This window comes from Bacteroides faecis MAJ27, assembly GCF_900106755.1.
GTDB lineage: Bacteria > Bacteroidota > Bacteroidia > Bacteroidales > Bacteroidaceae > Bacteroides > Bacteroides faecis.
This window is the reverse complement of the sequence record NZ_FNNN01000007.1, coordinates 23,457-48,626: the sequence shown is the minus strand read 5'-3', so window position 1 is coordinate 48,626 and position 25,170 is coordinate 23,457. Positions and strand designations below refer to the sequence as shown.

Genomic DNA, 25,170 nt, shown 5'->3' with positions numbered 1-25,170 from the left:
TTAAGTAGAGGTTGTGTCAAAACGCTGACACACCTCTTTTAAATGCTATTTAATGCGAAATTACAAAAATACGCATTTAGATGGAGGCAAACTGTTTGCGCCATTGGCTAGGTGACATGCCCGTTTTTTGTTTGAATATACGATAAATCCATGTGTGGGATGAGAAACCGCACTCTGTGGAAATAGCGTCAATGCTATATTCGGGGTTGGCTTTCATCATGCGAACAGCCTCATTAAAACGAATGTCGCTAAGCCAGGTTCTAAAATTGGTGTATTCTGACTGATTGAAGTATTCTGTCAGTTCGTTTTTCTTGTATCCCAACTTGGTAGCTAGCGAATAGATGTTAACTTCATAGTCCTTATAAAATCCCTCTTCACACCATTTCTTGAGGGCTAATTCTATTTCCATCTTTCTATTAGCTGTCAAGATATTTGTGCCATGAGTGTTCTTGCCGTCTTTCATGTCTTCTGCTTCCGTGACTTTTGCTTCTGCGTCATTTTCCTCAGGAATGACTTCTTTGGGTGTGATGTAATAGCCCATAGCAATGAAAGTGTGGACGAAAAAGATGACAGAGAGTAATATCAAGGGACCTATTATATATAATAAGGTATTGAAGAGGATTGCTACAGGAAGGAGTCCAGCAGCAAAGTATAGCAAAATGATGCTGGCTTGCGAATAGCGCACGTATGGAATCAAGTCGATTCCGAAATTCTCCATGAGCTTCTGCTTTCGGGCTTTTGTTTCTTTGCGAATGATAAGAATAAAATATGCCATGCTAGCCACAAAAAGACCGAGCATCACATAGAGCATATTGCCAATGTGTAAACTTTGACTTTTGAACATGCCAATGACGAAAACTATGGCGATGAGTATGTATGCCATCATACCACGTAAACAATACCGTCGCACTTTGTTGCCTGTGCTCTCTATGTTGATTATGGAGAGAGTGATGGCAAATGCCACTGGAGTATAGAACAATATGTTGAATGCTGCGCCCACATCGGTACCTTGTGCACGGAGTCCATGAATCATCTGTAAGAGGTAGTGGACGGAGAAGAATAGCATGGATGCAACGAGAATCCATCTTGATATTTCGTAGCGCCACACCTTCCATCTCACCTGCAAACTTGCCATGGCTAATTGCAATGCTAGCATGGCTGTAATGACGCAACATACAAGTTGTAATATGAATAACGATTTCATAGTATTGTTATTACCTTAATTCCGCAACACTATAAATTTTAACTTTTATAATATCCTGAACAACAAAAAGTTCTTGGACAAGCCAAGCGGCAAAGCCGAGCGGCTCAGGATTTTGTCATGTCAAAGGATTCACTTAACTTAGTGTTGCAAAAATAGTCAAACAAAACCTCATCAAGCATGGTAAAAGTACAAATAAAATCCGAGAAACTCACATCTTTTGGTGGTATATTTCCAATTATGGAGAAATTCGACAGGATGTTGTCTTGTACAATAGACTCTACTTTAGGTTTGCGTAGCAAAGTGTATGGCTATCAATATAGCGAGATAATACGTTCTCTGATGTGCGTATATTTCTGTGGAGGGTCATGTGTCGAAGACGTGACCTCACACCTTATGGAAGCACTTTGCTTGCATCCACCCCTCCGTACATGCAGCGCAGACACAATACTTAGGGCCATTCGTGAATTGACCACACCGAATCTGACCTACAGGTCTGATTCGGGCAAAAGCTACGACTTCAACGTGGCTTCCGACCTTAACAATCTGCTTGTCAATGCATTGCTGGCAACTGGACAGTTGCTGCCAGACAATGAATATGACTTTGATTTTGACCACCAGTTCATTGAGACGGAGAAATTTGACGCAAAAATAACCTACAAGAAGTTTACCGGTTACAGTCCAGGAATAGCAACGGTCGGCGATGTCATCGTCGGGATAGAGAACCGCGACGGCAATACCAATGTCCGTTTCCATCAGGAAGACACTCTAAAACGTATTTTTGAGCGTTTGGAGAATGCCAGAATACATATAAACCGTGCGAGGATGGATTGTGGCTCATGCTCTGAGGCTATGGTGGAAATGGTGGAGAAGCACAGTCGGCATTTTTATATCCGCGCAAACAGGTGTGTATCGTTGTATGACGATATCTTTGCCTTGCGCGGATGGAAGACCGAATACATAAACGGTCACGAGTTTGAGATATGCTCCATCATTGCAGAGAAATGGGTCGGCAAAGCGTACCGCCTTGTCATACAGCGGCAAAGAAGCATCAACAAGGAACTCGACCTGTGGGAAGGGGAATATACATACAGATGCATACTGACAAATGACTATACTTCGACAGACCGTGACATCGTGGAGTATTACAACAAGCGTGGCGGTGCTGAGCGTGTATTGGACGACATGAACAACGGCTTTGGCTGGAAACGGCTGCCAAAATCGTTCATGGCGGAAAACACGGTGTTCCTGCTTCTGACCGCTTTAATACGAAACTTTTACAGACACCTCATATCTGACGCAAACATGAAGAGCTTTGGACTTAAACGCACAAGCAGAATCAAAACTTTTGTATTCAAGTATGTTTCTGTCCCTGCAAAATGGATTAAGACTGCAAGACAGCACATACTGAACATATACACAAGCAATGATGCATACATGATGGCCTTCAAATTTGATTTTGGGTAGCCTCAAATCTTCGTGGCCTTTTGCGTATTGCCTCAAGTCGCATCATGGGGTAAGGGGATTTTGTCTCTTGCGACTGCACCATTAGGGTTCTTTACGAAAACGAGTCGTTTTAGAGAGGTATCTGCAACCCCAGATATCAAAAATATTACAGGTTGCGGATTTTAGGATGTACAAAAGCTCTTTTATGAGGCAATTGATGAACTCAGGATTACTTATCGCTGAAGGGCACGGGATTTGGAGAGCGGAGAGCGATGAAATTCAGTGGCGCAGAGAGTAAAATAATAAAAAAGTTGGATTTTTATTGACGCGAATCAATTCTTTTAGTATTTTTGCCTTGTCTTTTACCAAAAAAGATTAATAACAGTAAGCGTTAGGCATTATCCATGTTCAGGAAATCCCCAATTTCAAGACAACAATTGGATAATACATCAGGTGTCCCTATGCACTATTATATCTTGTTAGCATATATAGGCGTGGGGCTTTGTGTATTATATGTTGTTGAGTATGGGGATACTTCTGAACGGTAATACCAAAGTTCCCACGCTTAACTTTATATAAACACAACTTCAGGGAACAGAGTTGTCATATAATCGCATTATGAAAGCAATTTGTTTCAAAACCGGACAGGTCCTGCCTTCCGTTTTCATTCCTCTGTCTGTTACTGTCTTTAGTGGAATTCTCTGCCTTTTTGTTTCCATTCCTGCCCCTTTTCGGGACTTGCGGCTATTATTACACAAATTACATGCCAAACAGTTTCTCTGAATCCATTTATGGCATTCAATAATCCCCCTGGACATACAGAAGAGGAACTTTGGCAACAAATACTCTCCCTGTCAAGGGAATTGCAGGAATGCAGGGCCTGCCTGCACTATCATAATACGCTGGATTACATATACGACAAGATCAACATGATAGAGAAAGAACTGGATATCTTGTTGAGAATGTTGTAGGGATCTTGTGACAAAAAGGCATGATAATTATACATTTTTATGACTATTTGTCTCGCAAGCATTAAAATTCATTTTACAACTCCATAAGAGTCCGATTTACAGATGCTATCACATAAATTCATGATTATTGCAGGATATGAATTACGATTTATTTTGTCTAATTTCAAATATCAGAACAGCCATGGATAAACGAATTGAATATGCGATGAACACATTGATCAATACAGAAATCTGGTCAACTAACCTGTACCTGTCATTGCAGGTCTATTTTGAGGGGCAGCAACTTCCGATATTGGCCTCATGGCTAAGTGCACAGGCACAGGACAATATGGGCAAGGTCTATCAGATGATGAACCGCATCTATCATGAAGGAGGTGCTGTAACCATCCATGAAATCAGGCGCGACATCCGGCAATGGCCGACACCGCTGGCTGCCTTGAACACCCTGCTTGAACATGAACAATATATATCCCGTCAGATATCCGAACTTCACGTACTATGCCAGAATACGGATTCATCCATCCATTCTTTCATCAAGGGGCTGTACACAAAACGGATATATGTAAGTACGGTGTTTATGGAATTGTTGCGTATCCTGGCCATGGAATATGAACGCAGGCTGCCCTGCTTCATATGATGTGTCAAATCGTGTAACCTGACCGGAGTTTATTGTTCACAGAGAAAATAATGGTCTAAAAATAAAACAAGTATCATCCTATGGATATATTCGCATACTCAATGTTGTGTTTCACTTCGTTGTTCACATTGATGGACCCCCTCGGAGTGATGCCGGTTTTCCTGCAGATGACCGAGGGCATGAGTGCCGGAGAACGCCGGAGCATCGCCTTAAAATCCTGCGCCCTCACGTTCGTCATACTGGTACTTTTCACCTTGTGCGGCAGGTTCCTGTTCCATTTTTTCGGGATCTCGACCAATGGTTTCCGGATTGCGGGAGGTATCATCATCTTTAAAATCGGATATGACATGCTGCAGGCACACTTCACCCATGTGAAACTGAACGAGAACGAGAAAAAAGAATATTCCAGGAACATCACCGTCACGCCTCTTGCCGTTCCGATGCTGTGCGGTCCGGGTGTAATTTCAAGCGGCATAACACTGATGGAAGATGCCCCTGAGCATATTTTCAAAATTGCACTGGTTTGCGTGATCGCCCTAGTCTGTCTCCTCTCTTTCATTATCCTTTGCGTGTCAACGCGGCTTTTGAAAATTCTTGGAGAAACCGGAAATAATGTGATGATGAGACTGATGGGGCTTATTCTGATGGTCATCGCCGTGGAATGTTTCATAAACGGGATGCAACCTGTCCTGACAGATATTTTGAGACAAGCACACGCTTGCCCCTGAATATGAAAAATAAAAAATAGTACCAACATTAAAAATTAGATTCATTATGACCGAGAATTTACAAAAGGCCCTGAACGGGCAGATTACTGCGGAATTATGGTCCGCCAACCTGTATCTTTCAATGTCCTTCTATCTGGAAAAGGAAGGTTTTTCCGGCATGGCCCGCTGGATGCGCAAGCAATCGGCGGAAGAGACAGGACACGCATGTGCCATCGCCGAATATATGGCCAAACGTGAGGCGGAGGCAAAAGTGGACAAGGTCGATGTGGTTCCACAGGGTTGGGGCAGTCCCACCGAAGTCTTTGAACATGCCTTGGAACACGAGAGACATGTTTCCAGATTGATTGACGAACTGGTACATCTGGCTTCCGAGGAGAAAGACAATGCCACCCGTGATTTTCTTTGGGGATTTGTCAGGGAGCAGGTGGAGGAAGAGGCGAATTTCCTGAACATCGTAAACCTGATGAAGAAAGCCGGAGAGAGCGGCATCCTTTTCATGGATGCAAAACTGGGGGAACGCCAGTCCTGATTTGGAATAAAAAAACGACTGACATGAGCACGATTATTGATTTGTTGGGAACGCAGGCAGGATACTACCTGGACCATGTATGCAAGACAATAGACAAGAAACTCATCCATATCCCCGAGCCGAATATGATAGACAAGGCATGGGTGGATTCCGACAGGAATATACGCACCTTGGAGAGCCTGCAAGCCCTGTACGGGCACGGGCGTCTGGCCAATACCGGGTATGTCTCCATCCTGCCGGTGGATCAGGGGATAGAACATTCTGCCGGAGCATCCTTTGCACCCAATCCTCTTTACTTCGATCCCGGGAACATTGTGAAACTCGCTATCGAGGGAGGATGCAACGCCGTGGCATCCACATTCGGAGTTCTGGGAGCTGTGGCACGTAAGTACGCCCATAAGATTCCTTTCATCGTGAAGTTGAACCATAACGAGCTGCTGACTTATCCGAACAGTTATGACCAGGTCATGTTCGGTACAGTGAAGGAGGCATGGAACATGGGTGCCGTTGCCGTGGGGGCAACTATCTATTTCGGTTCGGAACAAAGCCGCCGCCAGATTGTGGAGGTCTCACAGGCGTTTGAATATGCCCATGAGTTGGGGATGGCCACGGTATTGTGGTGTTATCTGAGAAACAGCAGTTTTAAGAAAGACGGGATTGACTATCATGCGGCAGCAGATCTGACAGGGCAGGCCAACCATATCGGGGTCACCATCAAGGCTGATATCGTGAAGCAGAAGCTGCCGTCCAACAATGGAGGTTTTAAAGCCATCGGATTCGGTAAGACCGACGGGCGTATGTATACGGAACTGGTCTCCGACCATCCGATAGACCTCTGCCGCTACCAGGTGGCCAACGGGTATATGGGAAGGGTTGGCCTGATCAATTCGGGGGGCGAGTCCCATGGGACATCTGACCTGCATGATGCCGTCGTAACCGCAGTGGTGAACAAACGTGCCGGAGGTATGGGACTTATCTGTGGGAGAAAAGCCTTCCAGAAGACGATGAAAGACGGGGTCTCGCTTCTGAACACCATTCAGGATGTCTATCTGGATCCTTCGATAACCGTTGCATAAAAACTATATGGCATGAAAAGGATCGTATTGTTGAGACATGGCGAGAGCCTATGGAACAAGGAAAACCGCTTTACCGGTTGGACCGATGTAGACCTGAGTGATAAGGGGATCGCAGAAGCCTGTAAAGCCGGTGATATGCTGAAAGAAGCGGGATTCTCTTTTGAGGCGGCTTACACATCCTATCTGAAACGGGCTGTGAAAACGTTGAATTGTGTTCTGGACCGTCTCAATGAAGACTGGATCCCGGTGGAGAAAAGCTGGAGGTTGAACGAGAAACACTACGGCATACTTCAGGGACTTAACAAAAGGGAGACAGCAGACAAATATGGCGAGGAACAAGTCCATATCTGGCGGAGAAGTTACGGCGTGTCGCCGGAGCCGGTGAAGGAAGACGATCCCCGCTATCCGGGGAACGACACCCGTTACGCCGGTGTTCCCGAAATGGAACTGCCACGGACTGAATCCCTGAAGGATGCCGTCATGCGTGTCATGCCCTATTGGGAATGTGTCATCCTACCCACATTGATGCATAGGGACAACCTGCTTGTCGTTGCCCATGGAAACAGTCTGCGCGGGATAGTCAAGCATCTCAAGAATATTTCCGATACGGACATATCCCTCTTGAACCTGCCCACGGCAGTACCTTATGTATTCGAATTTGATGAACGGCCGGTGCTTGTCAGGGACTATTTCCTCGGAGACCAGGAGGAGATACGGAGACGGACGGAGGCTGTAGCCGAACAAGGTATGATCAGACGATAAGAGTCAGTCAATCAGACTGATTTGTATTGTCTTTTTGAATATTTTATTTATTAACAATTTAAAAAAGGAGGTAAAAATGGTACCTGTAAAAACAAATTCAAACTGGTTGCCGAGTATTTTTAACGATTTCTTCGAGAATGAGTGGCTGGCAAAAACGGGAGTTACGGCTCCTGCCATCAATGTCATTGAGAATGACAAGGACTACAAGGTTGAAATGGCGGCTCCCGGAATGACGAAGGATGATTTCAAGGTGAATGTTGACGAAAACAACAACCTGACAATCTGCATGGAAAAGAAAGAAGAGAAGAAGGAGGAGAAGAAAGACAAGAAGTATCTCCGCCGCGAATTCTCTTATTCCAAGTTCCAGCAGACCATCCTGCTACCTGAAAACGTGGAGAAGGATAAGATTTCCGCAAAAGTCGAACACGGGATCCTGTCCATTGAAATCCCGAAAGTGAAGGAGGAAGAAAAACAAAAAACTTCCAAGGCTATCGAGGTTAAATAATTCCATATCTGGAATGGTGTAAGGCCGGACAGGCTTTTCCTGTCCGGAGAGCCGTCCGGCCTTTAACAGGCACTTCCGGAACAGGGAACCGGCACAACCGATGAAGGAATTCAATTTTGAAAAAGAGCTGCTTAGCGTACAGGACGAACTGTTCCGTTTCGCGTACAAACTGACAGCGGACAGGGAGAAGGCGGAAGATCTGCTGCAGGATACCCTGCTCAAGGCAATGCTTCACAAAGAAAGTTACAACAAGAACACAAATTTCAAAGGGTGGCTGTTTATCATCATGCGTAACACGTTTATCAACGGTTACCGGGCGGAGGTCGGTCATACCCGTCTGTACATATCCTCCGATCCTGCATATTATTCGCGGATCATGGACGAGTCCCGTACAGAGGAGGTGGACAGGAACTATGACCTGGAAAAGATACGTAATGCCATCAAAAGTATACCGGAGTCGCATTTCATACCTTTTGAGATGTACCTGTCAGGGTTCAAATACCGTGAGATAGCGGAAAGAACCGGTGTGAGTTTGGGAACCATAAAGAGCCGTATTTTTCACTGCCGGAAAAAACTGAAAGCTATATTGGCAGAATGAAACAAAACAAGAACTGAGATAGATGAAAAAAGATGAATATATAGGAATCCTTACTTCCGGAGGGGACGCTTCCGGAATGAATGCGGCAATCCGTGCCGTGACCCGTACCGCCATTTTCAACGGCTTCAAAGTCAAAGGAATTTACAGAGGGTACGAAGGCCTGATAGCGGGCGAGTCCAGGGAACTTACGACCGAGGATGTGAGCAGCATCATCCAGCGTGGGGGAACCATCCTGAAAACGGCACGTTCCGAAGCGTTCACCACCCCGGAAGGACGCAGAGAGGCATACGATACCATGAGGAAAGAAAAAATCGGGGCGCTGGTAGTCATCGGGGGCGACGGCTCACTGACTGGAGCCCGCATATTTGCCGAGGAATACCCTGTCACGTGCATAGGACTGCCCGGTACCATCGACAATGACCTGTACGGTACCGATTTTACAATCGGATATGATACGGCCCTGAACACCATTGTGGAGTGTGTGGACAAAATCCGGGATACAGCCACCTCGCACGACCGAATTTTCTTTGTCGAGGTGATGGGACGCGACGCCGGTTTCCTCGCCCAGAACAGCGCAATAGCCTCGGGAGCCGAGGCCGCCATTATTCCGGAAGACCGGACGGATGCGGATCAGCTGGAGACTTTTATCGGACGCGGATTCCGGAAGACCAAGAACAGCAGCATCGTCATCGTGACGGAAAGCCCGGGCAATAAGAATGGCGGAGCCATGCACTATGCCGACCGGGTAAAAAGGGAATACCCCGGATATGATGTCAGGGTCTCTATCCTGGGACATCTACAACGGGGAGGAGCGCCAAGTGCCAACGACCGCATATTGGCCAGCCGGCTGGGTGAGGCCGCCATACAGGCCCTGATGGAGGACCAGCACAATATCATGGTAGGCATACATAACAATGAGATTGTCTATGTTCCTTTTGACCAGGCTATCAAGAACGACAAGCCCATTGACAAAAACCTGATCCGTGTCCTTAACGAGTTGTCCATATAAAATGTTACTCCTATGTCGGAAGTTGCCCCTTTAATATCAGACCTTGCCACTATCTTGATTATAGCCGGTATCATAACCGTCATTTTCAAATGGCTGGGACAGCCGGTCATAGTGGGATATATTGTGGCCGGTATTATGGCAGGTCCTTCCATTTCCCTATTCCCGACTGTTTCCGACCAGGCCAATATCAAGATATGGGCGGATATCGGTGTTATTTTCCTCCTGTTCGCCATAGGACTGGATTTCTCGTTCAGAAAGCTGATAAGTGTGGGAGCCTCGGCCATATTCTCCACTGTTATCATCGTCTGCGGCATGATGTTCCTGGGATATACGGCAGGCAATGCGATGGGCTTCTCACACACGAGCTGTATCTTTCTGGGCGGAATGCTGTCCATGTCCTCCACCGCCATCGTATTCAAAGCATTCAGTGACATGGGGCTTCTCGATCAGAAATTTACCGGTATTGTCCTGGGGATACTAATCATTGAGGACGTGGTGGCGGTAATCATGATGGTGGTCCTCTCCACATTGGCTGTAGGCAAGCATTTTGAAGGCTTCGAAATGCTGGAGAGCATATTGAAACTTGCGGCCTTTCTTATTTTCTGGTCAGCATTGGGAATCTATCTGATTCCTACCCTTCTGAAAAGATTGAACCGCTTTATTAGCAATGAAATACTGTTGACAACCTCCCTGGGACTATGCCTGGGAATGGTGATGATAGCGACAAAGGCGGGATTCTCCGCCGCGCTGGGTGCGTTCGTCATGGGATCCCTGCTGGCAGAAACAGATAAAGCGGAAGAAATCGCACATATCGTGCAACCGGTAAAGGACCTGTTCGCCTCCGTTTTCTTCGTATCAGTGGGAATGATGATCGACCCTGCCATGATATGGGAATATGCCGTTCCTGTTTTTATCCTGACGGCACTGGTCCTATGCGGGCAGGTCCTGTTCGGGAGTTTCGGCGTGTTGCTTTCCGGACAACCGCTAAAGATTGCGATACAAGCCGGCTTTTCCCTGGCACAAGTGGGTGAGTTTGCGTTCATCATCGCTTCGTTAGGAATCAGTCTGAATGTAATGGACAAATACCTTTATCCGGTCATAGTGGCAGTATCGGTCATCACCACTTTCCTTACTCCTTATATGATAAGACTGTCGGATCCCGTCTACTGTTTTGCAGACAGGCACTTGCCACAATTCCTGAAAGATTACCTGACGCATTATTCTTCTGGAACAATGACCACAAGACATCAAGGCTCCTGGCACAAGCTCATCAGGTCCATGTTGGTATCCGTCACCCTTTATCTGGTGGTATGCCTGTTTTTCATAGCGCTGTTCTTCTCCTATGCGTATCCTCTGGTAATGGGACGTATTCCGGGGATGAAAGGAAGCCTGCTGAGCTTCGTTCTTGTCCTCCTTATCATATCCCCGTTTTTGTGCGCCATCATCATGAAGAAAAACAATTCCGTCGAATTCCGCAAACTTTGGGCGGACAACAGGTTCAACAGGGGGCTGCTGGTATCAATGATAGTGATCAAGGTGTTGATCTGTATCATTATCGTAATGGGTATCATCATCCGTCTTTTCAATGTCGCTTTGGGGTCAGGACTGATATTATCTTTCCTGATCATTGTCGTTATCTATTTTTCCAAGCGGATACGGAAACGATCGCTAAGTATGGAAAAACAGTTCCTCGAGAATTTCCAGGGTACAGCCGGGACATTTCCACAGGAAGAACCGGAAACAGGAGAAACCTCCACAGAAAAAAATCATGAACTATCAAATAAGTAAAATGTTATGGAATATTCAAGTTATCATGTAAACGTCCCACAATGGAGGGAGATTACAGTCGGTTCACACCTTCCGGCAGAATTGCGGAGATTTGCGGAGATGGCACATAATCTTTGGTGGACCTGGAACGAGGATGCGAAGAGTTTATATAGTGGTTTGAACCCGGAACTATGGGAAGAGGCGGAACAGAATCCGGTACTGTTTCTGGAACGGATGGATTATGAAGAGCTGGAGGCACTGACACATGACGGAAACTTCATGCGTAAGATGGAAAACGTATATTCCACTTTTAAGGCGTATCTTGATGTGGAGCCGGACCACAGCCGTCCGTCAGTTGCCTATTTCAGCATGGAATATGGTCTGGACAGGGTTCTTAAAATCTATTCCGGCGGTCTGGGCATATTGGCAGGTGACTATCTGAAGGAAGCTTCGGACAGTAACGTAGACCTCTGCGCTGTAGGGCTTTTATATCGTTATGGCTATTTTGACCAGGCTCTGGCGATGGACGGGCAGCAACAGGTTCATTATGACCCACAGAATTTCGGGCAGCTTCCGATAGAGAAAGTGATGCAGCCTGACGGGCGACAACTGGTAATCCATGTTCCCTATGCCGACAGTTTCACGGTCCATGCCAATGTATGGAAGGCCAATGTGGGACGTGTTTCCCTCTACCTGCTGGATACGGACAATGAACTGAACAGCGAGTTCGACCGTCCGATTACCCATCACCTGTATGGCGGTGACTGGGAAAACCGGCTCAAGCAGGAAATACTGCTCGGCATCGGAGGAATGATGACATTAAAAGTATTGGGCATCGAGAAAGATGTATATCACTGCAACGAGGGGCATGCCGCACTGATCAATATCCAGCGGTTATGCGACTATATATCCGAAGGCCTGGACTTCGGACAAGCCATGGAACTGGTTAGGGCTTCCTCGCTTTACACTGTGCATACACCTGTGCCTGCCGGCCATGACTATTTCGATGAGGGGCTTTTCAATAAATATATGAAAGGATATCCTGATAAGCTGGGCATTACGTGGGACGAGTTGATGAACCTCGGACGGCAAACTCCGGGCAACAAGGGAGAACGTTTCTGCATGTCGGTATTCGCCTGCAAAACCAGCCAGGCGGTAAACGGTGTCAGCAAGCTGCACAAGTCCGTTTCACAGCAGATGTTCGCGCCTCTCTGGAAAGGCTATTTCCCGGAAGAGAACCATGTGGGCTATGTGACGAATGGCGTACACTTTCCCACTTGGTGTACGGCGGAGTGGAAAAAGCTGTTTAAGGACAATTTCGATGAGAATTTCATGAACGACCAGTCCAATCAGGAAATATGGAAAGGCGTTTATAATATACCCGATGAAGAGATATGGAACATGCGGAAAAGGTTGAAAACCAAACTGATATCCTACATCAAGTGGAAATGCGGCCGGGACTGGCTCAAAAGCCAGGTTGACCCGGCATTGGGTGTCTCCATTTTCGAGAAGTTTAATCCGAATGCTCTTCTTGTCGGCTTCGGAAGGCGCTTTGCAACTTACAAAAGAGCTCATCTTTTGTTTACCGATTTGGATCGTCTGGCGCGGATTGTGAACAATCAGGAACATCCCATACAGTTTGTCTTTGCAGGAAAAGCCCATCCAAACGACACTGCCGGGCAAGGGCTCATCAAGCAGATTGTGGAGATATCCCGCCGTCCTGAATTCTTGGGTAAAATCATCTTCCTTGAGAATTATGACATGGACCTGGCACGGCATCTTATTTCTGGGGTTGACATCTGGATGAATACTCCCACCCGTCTTGCGGAGGCTTCCGGAACTTCCGGTGAGAAGGCTCTGATGAACGGCGTACTCAACTTCTCCGTGCTGGACGGTTGGTGGTACGAAGGCTACCGCAAGGAGGCGGGATGGGCCATCACCGACAAGGCCACCTATCAGGATGAACAGTACCAGAACCAACTGGATGCGGAAACAATTTATTTCCTGCTGGAACATAATATCCTGCCGTTATATTATGAACGGAAAGAAAAAGACTATCCGGAAACCTGGGTCAAGTACATCAAGAACTCGGTTGCGCAAATAGCTCCCCGCTTCACGATGAAAAGACAGCTGGATGACTACTATGACGGATTTTACAACAAGTTGTCGGAACACTTTCATGTTTTGGCGGCGGACAATTATGCAAAGGCGAAAACGCTTGCCGGCTGGAAGGCAGCTGTCGACAGCAGATGGAATGCCGTGGAAATCGTTTCCGTGAATGCGGGAAAAGGATTGGACGCCACGGTGGAGGCTGGTAAGGAATACGAGATGACGGTCGTCATTGACGAGAAAGGGCTGGACAACGCGATCGGATTGGAATCGGTCATTATACGGCATGAGGAGAATGAGGATCGCATCCATGAGGTCATTCCTTTTTCTTTGACATCCAAAGACGGAAACCTATACACTTTCAAGGCAATAACCAGAATGTTCAGCGCTGGAAGCTTCAAACAGGCATTCAGAATGTATCCCAACCATCCCCTGTTACCTCACCGGCAAGATTTTTGTTATGTACGATGGTTCTGAACGGACATGAATAAGCAAGAGTTACTGACAAATGGACGGTGTAAGAAGAAGGCGGACCGAGAAACCGTCTGGCCGGTTGTCATCATGAACTTCACCGGTGTGTATGCCCATGAGGTATTTGCACGGAACAATCAGTTCATTTGGCTAGACTGCCGTCACCTTTCTGGAACGAGAGGTTACTGTGACAAGGAGGGGATACGAAAATTGAAGCGGGTGATTGCCGGTTATCCAGCGGAAGGTATCCATTTCATTGATTCGGGCAATTATCATTACCTGACCAAATTATGGACAGACAAACTTCGAGTTCCGTTCTCTCTGATTGTATTCGACCATCACCCCGACATGCAGCCTCCCTTGTTCAAGGGCATGCTTTCTTGTGGGAGCTGGGTAAAAGACATGTTAGACTGGAATATGCTTTGCAAGAAAGTGGTGATAGTCGGTGCATCGGACAAACTGATACGCACCGTACCGGAAGAATACGGACAACGAGTCAGTTTTTATAGCGAAGCGACGTTAGCTCACGAGAAGGGCTGGCGCAATTTCTCCTCTGCGTATATTGAAGGACCGGTTTACTTGTCCATAGACAAGGATGTCCTGAACCCGGCATCCGCAGTAACAGACTGGGATCAAGGGTCTTTCAGCCTGCAGGAACTGGAGGAATTACTGGCAATTGTCCTTCGAAAGGAACGTGTAGTCGGCATTGATATCTGCGGGGAATGCTCCGCAACGCTTACTTTGTTTGAGGAGAGGCGGGAAGCCACCGTGGACAGCCGGGCGAACAAGGAGCTGCTCAAACTCATACAGTCATTCTCCTGTTTTTTATAAAGCTGTTGGATATTGTTAATTATATTATCACATAAACCATATTTTATTATTATGATGAAAACAATTGTTCGTAAAATCGGTCTGGTTGCACACGATGCAATGAAAAAGGACATGATAGAATGGGTTCTTTGGAACTCGGAACGTCTGATAGGGCATAAGTTCTATTGTACGGGAACCACCGGTACACTCATTAAAAAAGCGCTCGAAGAGAAACATCCTGAAACAGAATGGGATATCACGATTCTGAAATCCGGTCCTTTAGGTGGTGACCAGCAAATGGGCTCACGTATTGTGGAAGGAGAGATTGATTATTTGTTCTTTTTCACGGATCCGATGACATTGCAGCCACATGACACGGATGTAAAGGCACTGACCCGGCTGGCGGGAGTTGAAAATATAGTTTTCTGTTGTAACCGTTCGACAGCGGACCATATTATTTCCAGTCCTTTGTTTCTTGACCCGACCTACAAACGGATTCATCCAGACTATACCAATTATACACAACGCTTTGAAAACAAAGAAATTGTATCGGAAGCAGTAGAACGGGTGAAGAAACGGATGAGCCGAAATGAAAACAATATGATCGAATGAGAATGTAATGTCCAATAAAGGGGATGTGATATGTTTCAGTCATAAAAAGCAGGTTCCTATCCTTTCTGTGAGTATAAAAAAAGATTAAAAGATCAACTGTGTGATAGCAAACTTGCGAGGTATCCTCAAATGGTTTGAAACAGTAATAAACTTTTATCATAAGTTTCTATTATTCCCTTTTATATGAGCGAACACGCCTTTTTGTAGGATTCAATATAAGAATGAAGACTTCCATGTGGTTGAAACTTAAAATCCTTTTAGGATATGTCATACTGCTTCTCCTGCTCGTCCTGACCATTCATATCTTCCGCAAGGAACAGACGAGGCGGAACAGCCTGCGACAGGATGAGCATGAACTGGCCTGTATCCGGCATCTGGCCGGAGAAACATACGCGGGCTTGCTGGGACTGGCCACTTACGGTGAAACAGCCAGCGTCTGGGATGAAAGCGACCTTGGACTCTACCACACAAAAAAAGACAGTGTCTGTAACATGTTGCAGACACTGAAAAGGTATGTGAAGTCTCCCGAACAACAGTCGCGCATAGATTCGTTATGCCTGCTGCTGGAAAGAAAGGAACTGTTGTTAGACACGGTCATGGACACGTTCGGGCGTCTGCGCAAGACCGGCGAGATCGTGAACAGCAAGATTCCGGCAATCGTGTCCCATATCCAGCAGGCGGATGTCCTTCCTGCCGAGAAAAAGAAGGAGGAGGAAACTCCGAAGAAGGGTTTCTGGTCATTCATCAGGCCCGGGAGGAAAAAATCGGCCTATCTGCAGCAGAAGGAACAGCTGGAACGCCAGCGACAGTCCATTGGTAAACATCAGGGTACCACATCTGTCACGAGCATGCTGCACTCCCTTGACAGGGAGGTGACCGACATGCAGAAAGCCGAACGGGAAAGGCTGCTGGAACAGATGGACCTCCTGTACAGTAACAACACGGACCTGAACCACAGGCTACACCGGATTGTCAGGGACTTTGAGGCGGATGCTGGAATACGGCTTGATGAGCGTTACAGGCAATTCATTTCCACACGCGACCGCTCGTTCCATACGGTCTCTCTGCTGGCTGTCCTCATCTCGTTGCTGACCGTCCTCCTGTATCTTATCATCCACCGGGATCTGAACAGGATAAACCAGTATCAGCGTCAGCTGGAAGCCTCCAATCGTGAGAACACGGAGCTCCTACAATCCAGAAAACGCATGATGCTCACCATCGCTCATGACCTTCGTGCGCCACTGGCTACTATCAAAGGATGCGCCGAACTGCTCCCCGGGGAAGAAAAGAAGAGCCGCAAGGACGAGTATGCGGAAAATATACTCCATTCTTCCGATTACATGATCGGGCTGGTCAATACGCTGATCGGATTCTACCTGCTGGATACCGGCAGGAACAAACCCATCCTTTCGATTTTCCGGCTGGAGACCCTTTTCAGCGAAACAGCCCGGAACTACGGTTCGCTGGCCAAAAAGAAAAAGCTGCGGCTGACAACCGCCTTTTCCGGTCTGGATGTGGTAGTAAGCGGTGACCGTTCCCAGCTCCAGCAAATCCTGAACAATCTGCTTTCCAACGCCATTAAATTCACCCGGCAAGGTGAAATCCGCCTGCAAGCGGAATACCGGAATAAAGAATTGCATTTCTCGGTACAGGACACCGGTACCGGGATGACGGAGGAAGAAACAACCCGGATATTCACAGCTTTTGAACGGTTGGACAATGCCCGTAATGTTCCCGGTTTCGGATTGGGGCTGGCCATTGCAAGCAGGCTGGTCTCCGGGATGCAGGGAAGCCTTACCGTAAAAAGCAAACCGGGTGAAGGCAGCACGTTTACCGCATTCCTGCCACTCCTTGAGGCGGATGAATCCACCCAGATGGATGAGACACGCATCGCTACTGATTATCATCTGGATGGAATCAACGTACTGGTCATTGATGACGACCGGATGCAACTGAACATTACCAAAGAGATGTTTAACCGTAACGGAGTGCGGTGCGACTGCTGCCAGACCAGCCGTGAACTGGTTACCCGGCTACGGTCACAAAGATATGACCTGCTGCTGACGGATATACAGATGCCTGAAACGGACGGCTACGGAATACTTGAACTGCTCCGGGCATCCAATATGGAGAACGCAAAGACAATCCCCGTCATAGCGGTAACGGCACGGGTGGATGATGACAACGAGTATCTGTCGGGCGGCTTTTCGGGCTGCATCCATAAACCATTCTCTATGGAAGAACTGATAAATACAGTGGCACAAGTGATAGGAGAAAAAGACAGAAAGGAGTATGCTCCCGATTTCTCACTCATCCTTTCAGGAGAGGACAACAGGGAGGAAATGCTCGCCCTGTTTATCGAAGAGAGCCGGAAAGACCTTGCCGCATTAACCGCTGCCTTAGACCGACAAGACAAGGAGGCCGCCGCCTCCATCCTGCATAAGAACCTGCCCCTATGGGAAACCGTCCGTCTGGATTTCCCCTTGTCTCATTTACGGGAACTGGTGACAGAACCTGCGACAGAGTGGACCAATAGACAATCCATGGAAATGCGGGACATCATCCGGGCAGTGGAAAAACTGATAGTATACGCTGAAAAATACGGGAGGAAAGCCTATGAAAACAATCCTGATTATTGAAGATGATATTGTGTTCAGCCGTAGCATCAGCAACTGGCTGGTGAAAAAAGGGATGAAAACCGAATGCGTGGCAACCCTTGCGAATGCCCGTAAAGCCATCGGGCAAAAGGAGTTCGACCTAATACTGGCAGACCTGCGCCTGCCGGACGGAAATAGCACCTCGCTCCTGAAATGGATGAATGAGAAGTACTACTCTATCCCTTTTCTGATCATGACCAACTACGGACAGGTGGAGAATGCGGTGACAACCATGCAACTGGGAGCCATCAACTACCTGTGTAAGCCTGTGCAGCCAGACAATCTCCTGGCTCTGATAACGGAGATACTGGATAAAAACGATAATGAACAGGAGTTCTACCGAGGTGAAAGCCCCAAAGCCCATGAGATGTACCGTCTGATAGAGATGATTGCCTGTGCCGACATCTCCGTTCTGCTCCGTGGGGCTTCCGGCACCGGGAAGGAGCACATTGCAGCCGAGATACATGCCCGGAGCCATCGGAAGAACAAGCCGTATCTGGCTATCGACTGCGGGGCCATTTCCGATGAGCTTGCCGCCTCCGAGTTTTTCGGTCATCAGAAGGGAGCCTTTACCGGTGCGGAAAGCGACAAGGTCGGATTGTTCCGTGCCGTTAACGGAGGGACATTGTTTCTGGACGAGATAGGCAACCTTTCCTATAAGACACAGATGCTCCTGCTCAGGGCCTTGCAAGAGAAACGCTGCAAGCCGGTAGGTTCCACGAAAGAATACTCTTTTGATATCCGGCTGGTTGCCGCCACCAATGAGAATCTGGAAAAAGCCATCGGAGAAGGACGCTTCCGGGAAGACCTGTTCCACCGGCTCAATGAGTTCACTCTGCGGATTCCTACACTGGCAGAATGCCGGGAAGACATCCTTCCTCTGGCTTATTTTTTCTTGAAACTCACTTGCGCCAAGGCCCATAAATCGTTTCGTGGCTTTGACCGGCTGGCAGAGGCGGCACTGCTGGAATATCCCTGGCCGGGGAATATCCGTGAACTGAAGAATGTAATAGGTCGAGCCGTACTCATCTGCCAAGAGCAATGGATTTCCGTTTCAGACCTGAACCTTGAAATCTCCCTTCCTAAAGAAGAAGAAACGCAGTGGACGGAAGAAGAAAAAGAAAAGGCGTTGCTTCTCCAGACCCTTGAAAAGACGGGTGACAACCGTTCCAAGGCGGCCCGGTTGCTCAATATCAGCCGGACTACCCTGTATGAGAAACTAAGGAAATACCATATCATCGACTGACCGGAGGATAACCCGAAGCAAATGAGGTTTACAAAAGTGTAAGCCGTCCTAACATTCTTGTCAAGGACGGCTTACACTTTTTATTTACACCCGTTTCTATATGAAATTTGTTTATTGTTGATTGTCAGTATTTTAAAAAGGTATAGAGCTTTAAACGATAGCAGAGGCATTTCATTTGGCTTACTCCGGTATAAACAAATCAAATGTATGCCGTATGAAACCATTTACAGAATGCCGTATATTCAATTATTTATCTCTGGCTTCAAGCCCAAAACAGACAGTTTCCGATGAAGAATTCTCTTCCTCCTATACCGAATATGAACAATACCTTTACGACCTCGCCATCGAATCGGTTTCCGTATCGGAAAGGCTGCGCCATCTGCTTCACAGCAAGGTAGAACTGATTTCCCTAAAGAAGTTATTCACCCGAACAGGACATTTCCACACGGCAGTAGCCGAATTCTATCTGGACAAATGCCTCCTGCTGGTGGAGGCGGAAATAGAGCTGGTCAATTTTGGTGTACAGTACCCCGGAACCATCACGACACCTTCCTCGTTTCTTTCATCGCTCCATTGGAAAGGTTCGCTGGTCAACCTGATGGAACTGATCTCCTCGCTGGATTACAGCGGGCTGATTACGGACGAAAGCGGCAAACGCCTCTCTTTCGCCGGTATCGTTTCCGCTTTTGAGAAACTCTTCAATGTTGCCATTCCCAAACCATATGACCTGCGTGCCGACCTTGCCCGGCGCAAAAAGAACTATTCCGTCCTGCTGCCCAAACTAAAGGAAACCTTTGAAAAGAACATCGCGGCTTGCGGAAACGGGAAGTGAACAGGGGTATTTTTACCCCCTGTCACAAATAGTCATCTCTTGTCATTTGTAGTCACTTTCCGATTTTAGGTTCGTATCAAAATTATCACTTATTTTGCTGCCGGATAAATAAAACCTGAAAAGATATGGCTAAAATCAATAGTACACGCAAACCCGGACGGGCTGACACTTCGAGCAAATGAAGAGGCGGACGGAATCCCAAAGAGGAATCAGAACTTCATTCTTATTATTACGGATTCCGTCTGGACGAACTCCAGAACATCGAGTTTGAGAGGCTCTTTGAGAATTCGGGAGCTAATAATAAATCCCAGTTCATCCTTGCCGCCCTTTTCGACAAACCGATGAAAGTCGTGAAAATAGATAAGGCGGCAACGGACTACTACATCAAGCTGACCAACCTGCAGAGCGAATACCGCCGGATCGGAGTAAACTATAACCAGGCAGTCAAAGCTCTGCATACCGGACTATCCGAAAAGAAGGCTCTTGCCATGCTCTATAAATTGGAGCAACTGACTATTGAACTAATATCTCTCAACCGGGAGATTATCCGTCTCACCCAAGAATTTGAACAATGGTTGCAAAAATAACATCAGGAGCCTCCGTTTACGGGGCATTATACTACAATCAAGAAAAAGTGGACAAGCAGCAGGCACGGCCACTGGCATGAAACCGGATCATGGAACCGGCAGACGGCCATCCGACCATCCAGCACTGCATCCGTTCCTTCGAACCGTATCTGGCGGCTAACCGCCGGACTGAGAAGCCCGTTATCCACATTTCATTAAATCCACACCCGGACGATGTGCTGACCGATGAACAGTTGACCGCTATCGGCCAGGAATACATGGAAAAAATGGGATATGGCAACCAACCCTATATCATCTACCGGCATGAGGATATCGGCAGGCCCCACATCCATATCGTCTCCCTGCGTATTGACGAGCAGGGAAAGAAAATTAAAGATTACAAAGAATGGCAACGCTCGACCGCTGTTTGCCGGGAGCTGGAGAGGAAATACCATCTGTTACCCGCCGAGAAGATGGAGCGACGGGAATCCCTGCCGCTGACTGCCGTCGATTACCGGAAGGGGGATATCAAGCATCAGATAGCCAATGTGGTCAAGCCCGTCATGCAGGGATACAAGTTCCAATCCGTCAAGGAGTTTAAAGCCCTGCTTGGCCTTTTCCATGTAACGGTGGAAGAGGCCCACAAGACGATAAAGGGAAAGACCTATCATGGACTGGTCTATGCGGCTACCGATGAAAAAGGAGAACGGACCGGCGTAGCCATCAAATCCAGCAAGATCGGTAAAAGCGTAGGCTACGAGGCACTCCAAAAGAAATTTGTGAAAAGCAAACAATGAATTGCCCGACATCCCGTACCCGTACAGACGAAGGAAGCTATCGCTACCGCCCTGCAAGGACAGCCCACCCGTCAGGGATTCCTGCAGGAACTTTCTGGAAAAGGCATTGCCGCCATACTCTGGCAGAACGATTCCGGTGTGATCTATGGCGTGACCTACATCGACCATAACTCAAAGACCGTATTCAAGGGCTCGCTTCTGGGCAAAGAATATTCGGCATCGGTTATAAACCGGAAGTACGGCACGATCCCACCGGAAAAGACTGAAGAAGCCCCTGTTATCCATCCGTCCGAACCGGAAATGAAAGAGACGGAGCTGGTGGAAGGACTGCTTGATATATTCTCTTTGGAATCCTATCCGTATCCGGCAGACGACCTGACGCAAAGCCCTTACGGGAAAAAGAAAAAGAGAAAACGCAGAGGTCCGCATCTGGGCTAATAAAATGTATCACCATTAATTATCATACCGCTTATGTCACAAGACGAAACCAGAGGGCTCAATAAGAACCTTGACTTCATGAGGGCCATCAGCATCCTATTTTTAGTGATGAATGTCTATTATTTCTGCTATCCCTATTTTCTTTCCATGAACCTGAACATCGGTGTCGTGGACAAGATACTGCTCAATTTCCAGCGGGATACCGGGCTGTTTTCCCATTCGCTGGTGAGCAAGTCCTTCAGTCTGCTCTTCCTTTTCTTCTCCTGCATGGGAGCGAAAGGACGGAAGGACGTGGAGATGTCATGAAGGAGTATCGGCTGTTACCTTATAGCCGGGATGCTGCTCTTTTTTGGTAGCGAGCTCTTACTGACGGCACGCTTCCCCGTCGCGCTTCTAACCTTATTATATGTAGCTACCGTAGCTGCCGGATATATCAGCCTGCTTACCGCCGGAACCTGGATCAGCCGCCTGTTGAAGAACCAACTCATGGATGACGTCTTTAACGACGAGAACGAGAGCTTCATGCAGGAGCGCAGGTTGATTGCCAATGAATACTCGGTAAACCTGCCCACCCGTTTCCGTTACCAACGAAAGACCTATTCAGGCTGGATAAACGTGATTAATCCCTTCCGCGCCTCATTGATATTAGGCACGCCGGGATCAGGAAAGAGTTATGCCATCATCAATAACTATATCCGCCAGCAGATAGAGAAAGGATTCGCCGCCTATATCTATGATTTTAAGTATCCGGATTTAAGCATAATTGCTTATAACCAGCTGCTTAAAAACAAGGATAAGTATGCCAAGCCGGTCGGATTTTATGTGATTAATTTCGATGATCCCAGATACAGCCACCGGTGCAATCCCCTCAATCCTTCGTTTCTATCCGATATCGCGGATGCATACGAATCAGCGTATGTAATCATGTTAAATTTGAACAAGAGTTGGATTCAAAAGCAGGGAGATTTCTTTGTAGAAAGCCCGATTGTGCTATTTGCGGCGGTGATCTGGTATCTTAAAATCTATGAAAACGGGAAATTCTGCACCTTCCCACATGCCATAGAGCTATTGAATAAACCGTATTCCGACCTGTTCACCATACTGACCTCTTACCGGGAGCTGGAGAATTACCTGTCACCTTTTATGGATGCATGGAAAGGTGGTGCGATGGAGCAGCTCCAAGGGCAGATAGCTTCCGCCAAAATTCCGCTATCAAGGCTGATCTCACCTGCCTTATATTGGATTATGACCGGAGATGACTTCACGCTGGATATCAATAATCCGGAGGAACCCAAAGTTTTGTGCGTCGGCAATAACCCTGACAGACAGAATATTTACTCATGTGCGTTAGGATTGTATAATGCCCGTATCGTTAAAATGGTCAACCGAAAAGGCAGGCTCAAATGCTCTATTCTAGTGGATGAGGTTCCCACACTTTACTTTAAAGGACTTGACACCCTGATCGCTACCGCCCGTAGCAACAAAGTGGCAGTATGTCTGGGAGCACAGGATTTCAGCCAGTTAATACGTGACTACGGTGATAAGGAGGCGCGGGTGATCCAGAACACAATTGGAAATATCTTTTCCGGGCAAGTGGTCGGAGAAACAGCGAAAAACCTTTCTGAAAGGTTTGGGAAAGTGCTCCAACAGCGCAAATCCATTAATATGACCCGTGAAGACACCTCAACCAATATCAGTACCCAGCTCGACTCGCTGATACCTGCCTCCAAAATCTCCAACCTCTCGCAAGGAGAGTTTGTCGGCAGTGTCTGCGACAACTTCGGGGAGAAGATAGAACAGAAGATATTCCATTGCGAGATCGTGGTGGACAATGAACGGGTAGCCGCCGAAACAAAAGCCTACAAGCCTATCCCCGTCATAACCGACTTTACCGGTGCGGATGGTAAGGACCACATGCAAGAGGAAATCGAAAGGAACTACTATCAAATCAAGGAAGACGTGACGCAAATCATCGAAAAAGAGCTGCTTCGCATCCAAAATGATCCCAACTTGAAACACCTGCTGGAAACGGCAGACGATGAATAATCCCTATTTAATTTATTAATCATTTAAATGTTGTAAACATGGAAAAAAAGAAAAGTTCTCCGGCCAACCTGCCGGGAAAACCCTGCTTCCCCTGGGTGGGAGGTAAAAGAAGACTGCTTCCCGTACTTATCGAATCCCTTCCGAAAGACTTCGGACAGATGGATACCTATGTAGAACCGTTTGTCGGTGGCGGCGCCCTCTTCTTCTGAATAAGACAAGCCTATCCGGAAATCCGTTGCGTCATCAACGACTCCAACGAGGCTCTGATCAATGTCTACCGCGTCATCAAGGAATCCCCGGAGCAGCTTATTAAAGTGCTTGCCCGGATACAGGACGAATACATCGCGCTGGAGGAACATACCCGAAGAAGGGTCTACTTCATGGAGAAACGTACCTACTACAATGAAGGAAACCCGAATAACATCACCCGTGCCGCCCTGTTTATCTTCTTCATGCGTACCTGTTATAACGGCATCTACTCCGTGAACCATAGCGGAAAGCTGTCCGTCACTTTTGGTGCCGGGGGACGGGTAAAACTGTTGGAAGAGGAACTGATCCGCTTTAACCACAAGCTGCTGCAAGATGTTGTGATTCTGGACGGTGACTACCGGCAGACCGCAGAATACACCGGAGCCAACTCCCTATTTTATTTTGACCCGCCTTATAAGCCGGTCAATGAGGGTAACTCCTGCACCTCCTACATGCCACAGGACTTCGGAGATGAAGAGCAGATCAACCTGGCAAATTTCAATGAATAGAGGCTTTTTGTGTATTGCTTATGCTATGCTTTGTCATAGCGTGGCTTACACAGCTACTATTCATAGGTTTACCAGAACCTCCGTCTTGGAGTTGGGTAAGGCCACGCTTTCTCAAATACTTCTGCCGAATAATATTTATAGGTTAAATATTATACTTATGGCAAAACTCCAATTACTTGCAATCACTACTCTTGACGGATACCTCTTCGACAGGACTGTTTCTTCCCCTTTGTGGGATAATCCGAACAAATATGGCCTCACCAAAATACGGGAACGTGCTACACAGACTCTCGGGCCGGATGTATCTTTCATCTCATTGACACAATGGAAAAAGAAAAATGAAGGTATTTATTTCATAGAAGCGGCTCCGGATACAATTTCCGTTATAAGCAGCATGTTCAGATACTGGTTGGTGGATGAAATCATCCTTTTTGTCGCACCGTATATCCAAGGGGACGGCATACGTCTGTTTACAGAAATTCCCGGTCCTTCCTCATGGGAAATGACCGGGAACAAATGTTTCAGATCCGGTATTTGCAGGCTGGCCTACAAACGGATTGAATAACCTGCAATTATCTTCTTATCCTGACTGACTTGGT

At 47.2% G+C, this 25,170-nt stretch carries 22 protein-coding genes and 3 pseudogenes; 23 read left to right on the top strand and 2 right to left on the bottom strand.

Features of this window, described 5'->3' with window-relative positions:
• Window positions 1-76: 76 nt before the first annotated feature.
• On the bottom strand, window positions 77-1,204 hold the full coding sequence (locus tag BLW31_RS07970; RefSeq protein WP_004312658.1) for an AraC family transcriptional regulator: 1,128 nt from the start codon (window positions 1,202-1,204) through the stop codon (window positions 77-79).
• Between the two features lie 177 nt (window positions 1,205-1,381).
• Between BLW31_RS07970 and BLW31_RS07965 the strand changes: the two genes are divergently transcribed.
• The 18 genes and pseudogenes from BLW31_RS07965 to mobA form a co-directional block, all read left to right on the top strand.
• On the top strand, window positions 1,382-2,668 hold the full coding sequence (locus tag BLW31_RS07965) for an IS1380-like element ISBfi1 family transposase (RefSeq protein WP_004312659.1): 1,287 nt from the start codon (window positions 1,382-1,384) through the stop codon (window positions 2,666-2,668).
• Window positions 2,669-3,438: 770 nt separating this feature from the next.
• The gene (locus BLW31_RS07955; RefSeq protein WP_008771119.1) at window positions 3,439-3,618 is read left to right on the top strand and encodes a hypothetical protein; all 180 of its coding nucleotides are present in this window, start codon (window positions 3,439-3,441) and stop codon (window positions 3,616-3,618) included.
• A gap of 181 nt (window positions 3,619-3,799) precedes the next feature.
• Window positions 3,800-4,255, top strand: coding sequence for a ferritin-like domain-containing protein (locus BLW31_RS07950; protein WP_010537627.1), 456 nt, complete (start codon window positions 3,800-3,802; stop codon window positions 4,253-4,255).
• A gap of 80 nt (window positions 4,256-4,335) precedes the next feature.
• Window positions 4,336-4,983 carry a MarC family protein gene (locus tag BLW31_RS07945; RefSeq protein WP_004308119.1) on the top strand — a complete coding sequence of 216 codons (648 nt, stop codon included), beginning with the start codon at window positions 4,336-4,338 and terminating at the stop codon, window positions 4,981-4,983.
• Between the two features lie 46 nt (window positions 4,984-5,029).
• Window positions 5,030-5,512 (top strand): ferritin, encoded by a 483-nt coding sequence (locus BLW31_RS07940; protein ID WP_004308118.1) that lies wholly within the window; start codon window positions 5,030-5,032, stop codon window positions 5,510-5,512.
• Between the two features lie 23 nt (window positions 5,513-5,535).
• The gene (locus tag BLW31_RS07935) at window positions 5,536-6,588 is read left to right on the top strand and encodes a class I fructose-bisphosphate aldolase (RefSeq protein ID WP_004308117.1); all 1,053 of its coding nucleotides are present in this window, start codon (window positions 5,536-5,538) and stop codon (window positions 6,586-6,588) included.
• A gap of 12 nt (window positions 6,589-6,600) precedes the next feature.
• Window positions 6,601-7,350 carry a 2,3-diphosphoglycerate-dependent phosphoglycerate mutase gene (gene gpmA, locus BLW31_RS07930; RefSeq protein ID WP_004308116.1) on the top strand — a complete coding sequence of 250 codons (750 nt, stop codon included), beginning with the start codon at window positions 6,601-6,603 and terminating at the stop codon, window positions 7,348-7,350.
• Window positions 7,351-7,426: 76 nt separating this feature from the next.
• Window positions 7,427-7,855, top strand: a complete 429-nt coding sequence (locus BLW31_RS07925) for an Hsp20/alpha crystallin family protein (RefSeq protein WP_004308115.1) — start codon at window positions 7,427-7,429, stop codon at window positions 7,853-7,855.
• A 100-nt stretch (window positions 7,856-7,955) separates the two neighbouring features.
• The gene (locus BLW31_RS07920; protein WP_004308114.1) at window positions 7,956-8,453 is read left to right on the top strand and encodes an RNA polymerase sigma factor; all 498 of its coding nucleotides are present in this window, start codon (window positions 7,956-7,958) and stop codon (window positions 8,451-8,453) included.
• A gap of 22 nt (window positions 8,454-8,475) precedes the next feature.
• Window positions 8,476-9,462 carry a 6-phosphofructokinase gene (pfkA, locus tag BLW31_RS07915; RefSeq protein ID WP_004308113.1) on the top strand — a complete coding sequence of 329 codons (987 nt, stop codon included), beginning with the start codon at window positions 8,476-8,478 and terminating at the stop codon, window positions 9,460-9,462.
• A gap of 12 nt (window positions 9,463-9,474) precedes the next feature.
• A complete protein-coding gene (locus BLW31_RS07910) occupies window positions 9,475-11,250 on the top strand; it encodes a cation:proton antiporter (RefSeq protein WP_004308112.1) in 1,776 nt (591 codons plus the stop codon).
• Window positions 11,251-11,256: 6 nt separating this feature from the next.
• A complete protein-coding gene (gene glgP / locus BLW31_RS07905) occupies window positions 11,257-13,815 on the top strand; it encodes an alpha-glucan family phosphorylase (RefSeq protein WP_004313433.1) in 2,559 nt (852 codons plus the stop codon).
• A 6-nt stretch (window positions 13,816-13,821) separates the two neighbouring features.
• A complete protein-coding gene (locus BLW31_RS07900) occupies window positions 13,822-14,640 on the top strand; it encodes an arginase family protein (RefSeq protein ID WP_004308109.1) in 819 nt (272 codons plus the stop codon).
• Window positions 14,641-14,694: 54 nt separating this feature from the next.
• Window positions 14,695-15,231, top strand: a complete 537-nt coding sequence (locus BLW31_RS07895) for a methylglyoxal synthase (RefSeq protein WP_008775197.1) — start codon at window positions 14,695-14,697, stop codon at window positions 15,229-15,231.
• A gap of 233 nt (window positions 15,232-15,464) precedes the next feature.
• Window positions 15,465-17,870, top strand: a complete 2,406-nt coding sequence (locus BLW31_RS07890) for an ATP-binding response regulator (RefSeq protein ID WP_004312905.1) — start codon at window positions 15,465-15,467, stop codon at window positions 17,868-17,870.
• Entirely contained in the window at window positions 17,848-19,134 is a 1,287-nt protein-coding gene (locus BLW31_RS07885; RefSeq protein WP_010537628.1) for a sigma-54-dependent transcriptional regulator, read from the top strand. The genes BLW31_RS07890 and BLW31_RS07885 overlap by 23 nt, the downstream gene beginning before the upstream one ends.
• A gap of 214 nt (window positions 19,135-19,348) precedes the next feature.
• Window positions 19,349-19,966 (top strand): RteC domain-containing protein, encoded by a 618-nt coding sequence (locus BLW31_RS07880; RefSeq protein ID WP_004308105.1) that lies wholly within the window; start codon window positions 19,349-19,351, stop codon window positions 19,964-19,966.
• A 188-nt stretch (window positions 19,967-20,154) separates the two neighbouring features.
• Window positions 20,155-20,553 (top strand): annotated as a pseudogene (mobA, locus tag BLW31_RS07875) (conjugal transfer protein MobA); the annotation flags it as partial.
• A gap of 37 nt (window positions 20,554-20,590) precedes the next feature.
• Here mobA and BLW31_RS24715 read toward each other — a convergent pair.
• Complete coding sequence (locus BLW31_RS24715; RefSeq protein WP_231946749.1) at window positions 20,591-20,743, bottom strand: hypothetical protein; 153 nt, start codon at window positions 20,741-20,743, stop codon at window positions 20,591-20,593.
• Here BLW31_RS24715 and BLW31_RS24410 point away from each other — a divergent pair.
• The 5 genes and pseudogenes from BLW31_RS24410 to BLW31_RS07845 all read left to right on the top strand — a co-directional run bounded on the left by BLW31_RS24410 (window position 20,670) and on the right by BLW31_RS07845 (window position 25,136).
• Window positions 20,670-21,329, top strand: coding sequence for a relaxase/mobilization nuclease domain-containing protein (locus BLW31_RS24410; protein WP_250708284.1), 660 nt, complete (start codon window positions 20,670-20,672; stop codon window positions 21,327-21,329). The two genes, BLW31_RS24715 and BLW31_RS24410, sit on opposite strands and share 74 nt — an antisense overlap.
• A 138-nt stretch (window positions 21,330-21,467) precedes the next feature.
• Entirely contained in the window at window positions 21,468-21,767 is a 300-nt protein-coding gene (locus BLW31_RS24405; protein WP_004308101.1) for a hypothetical protein, read from the top strand.
• Between the two features lie 33 nt (window positions 21,768-21,800).
• Window positions 21,801-23,813, top strand: a pseudogene (mobC, locus tag BLW31_RS07860) (conjugal transfer protein MobC).
• A gap of 38 nt (window positions 23,814-23,851) precedes the next feature.
• Window positions 23,852-24,571 (top strand): annotated as a pseudogene (locus BLW31_RS07850) (DNA adenine methylase).
• A 157-nt stretch (window positions 24,572-24,728) separates the two neighbouring features.
• Window positions 24,729-25,136 (top strand): dihydrofolate reductase family protein, encoded by a 408-nt coding sequence (locus tag BLW31_RS07845; protein ID WP_004311882.1) that lies wholly within the window; start codon window positions 24,729-24,731, stop codon window positions 25,134-25,136.
• The last annotated feature ends 34 nt before the right edge of the window (window positions 25,137-25,170 follow it).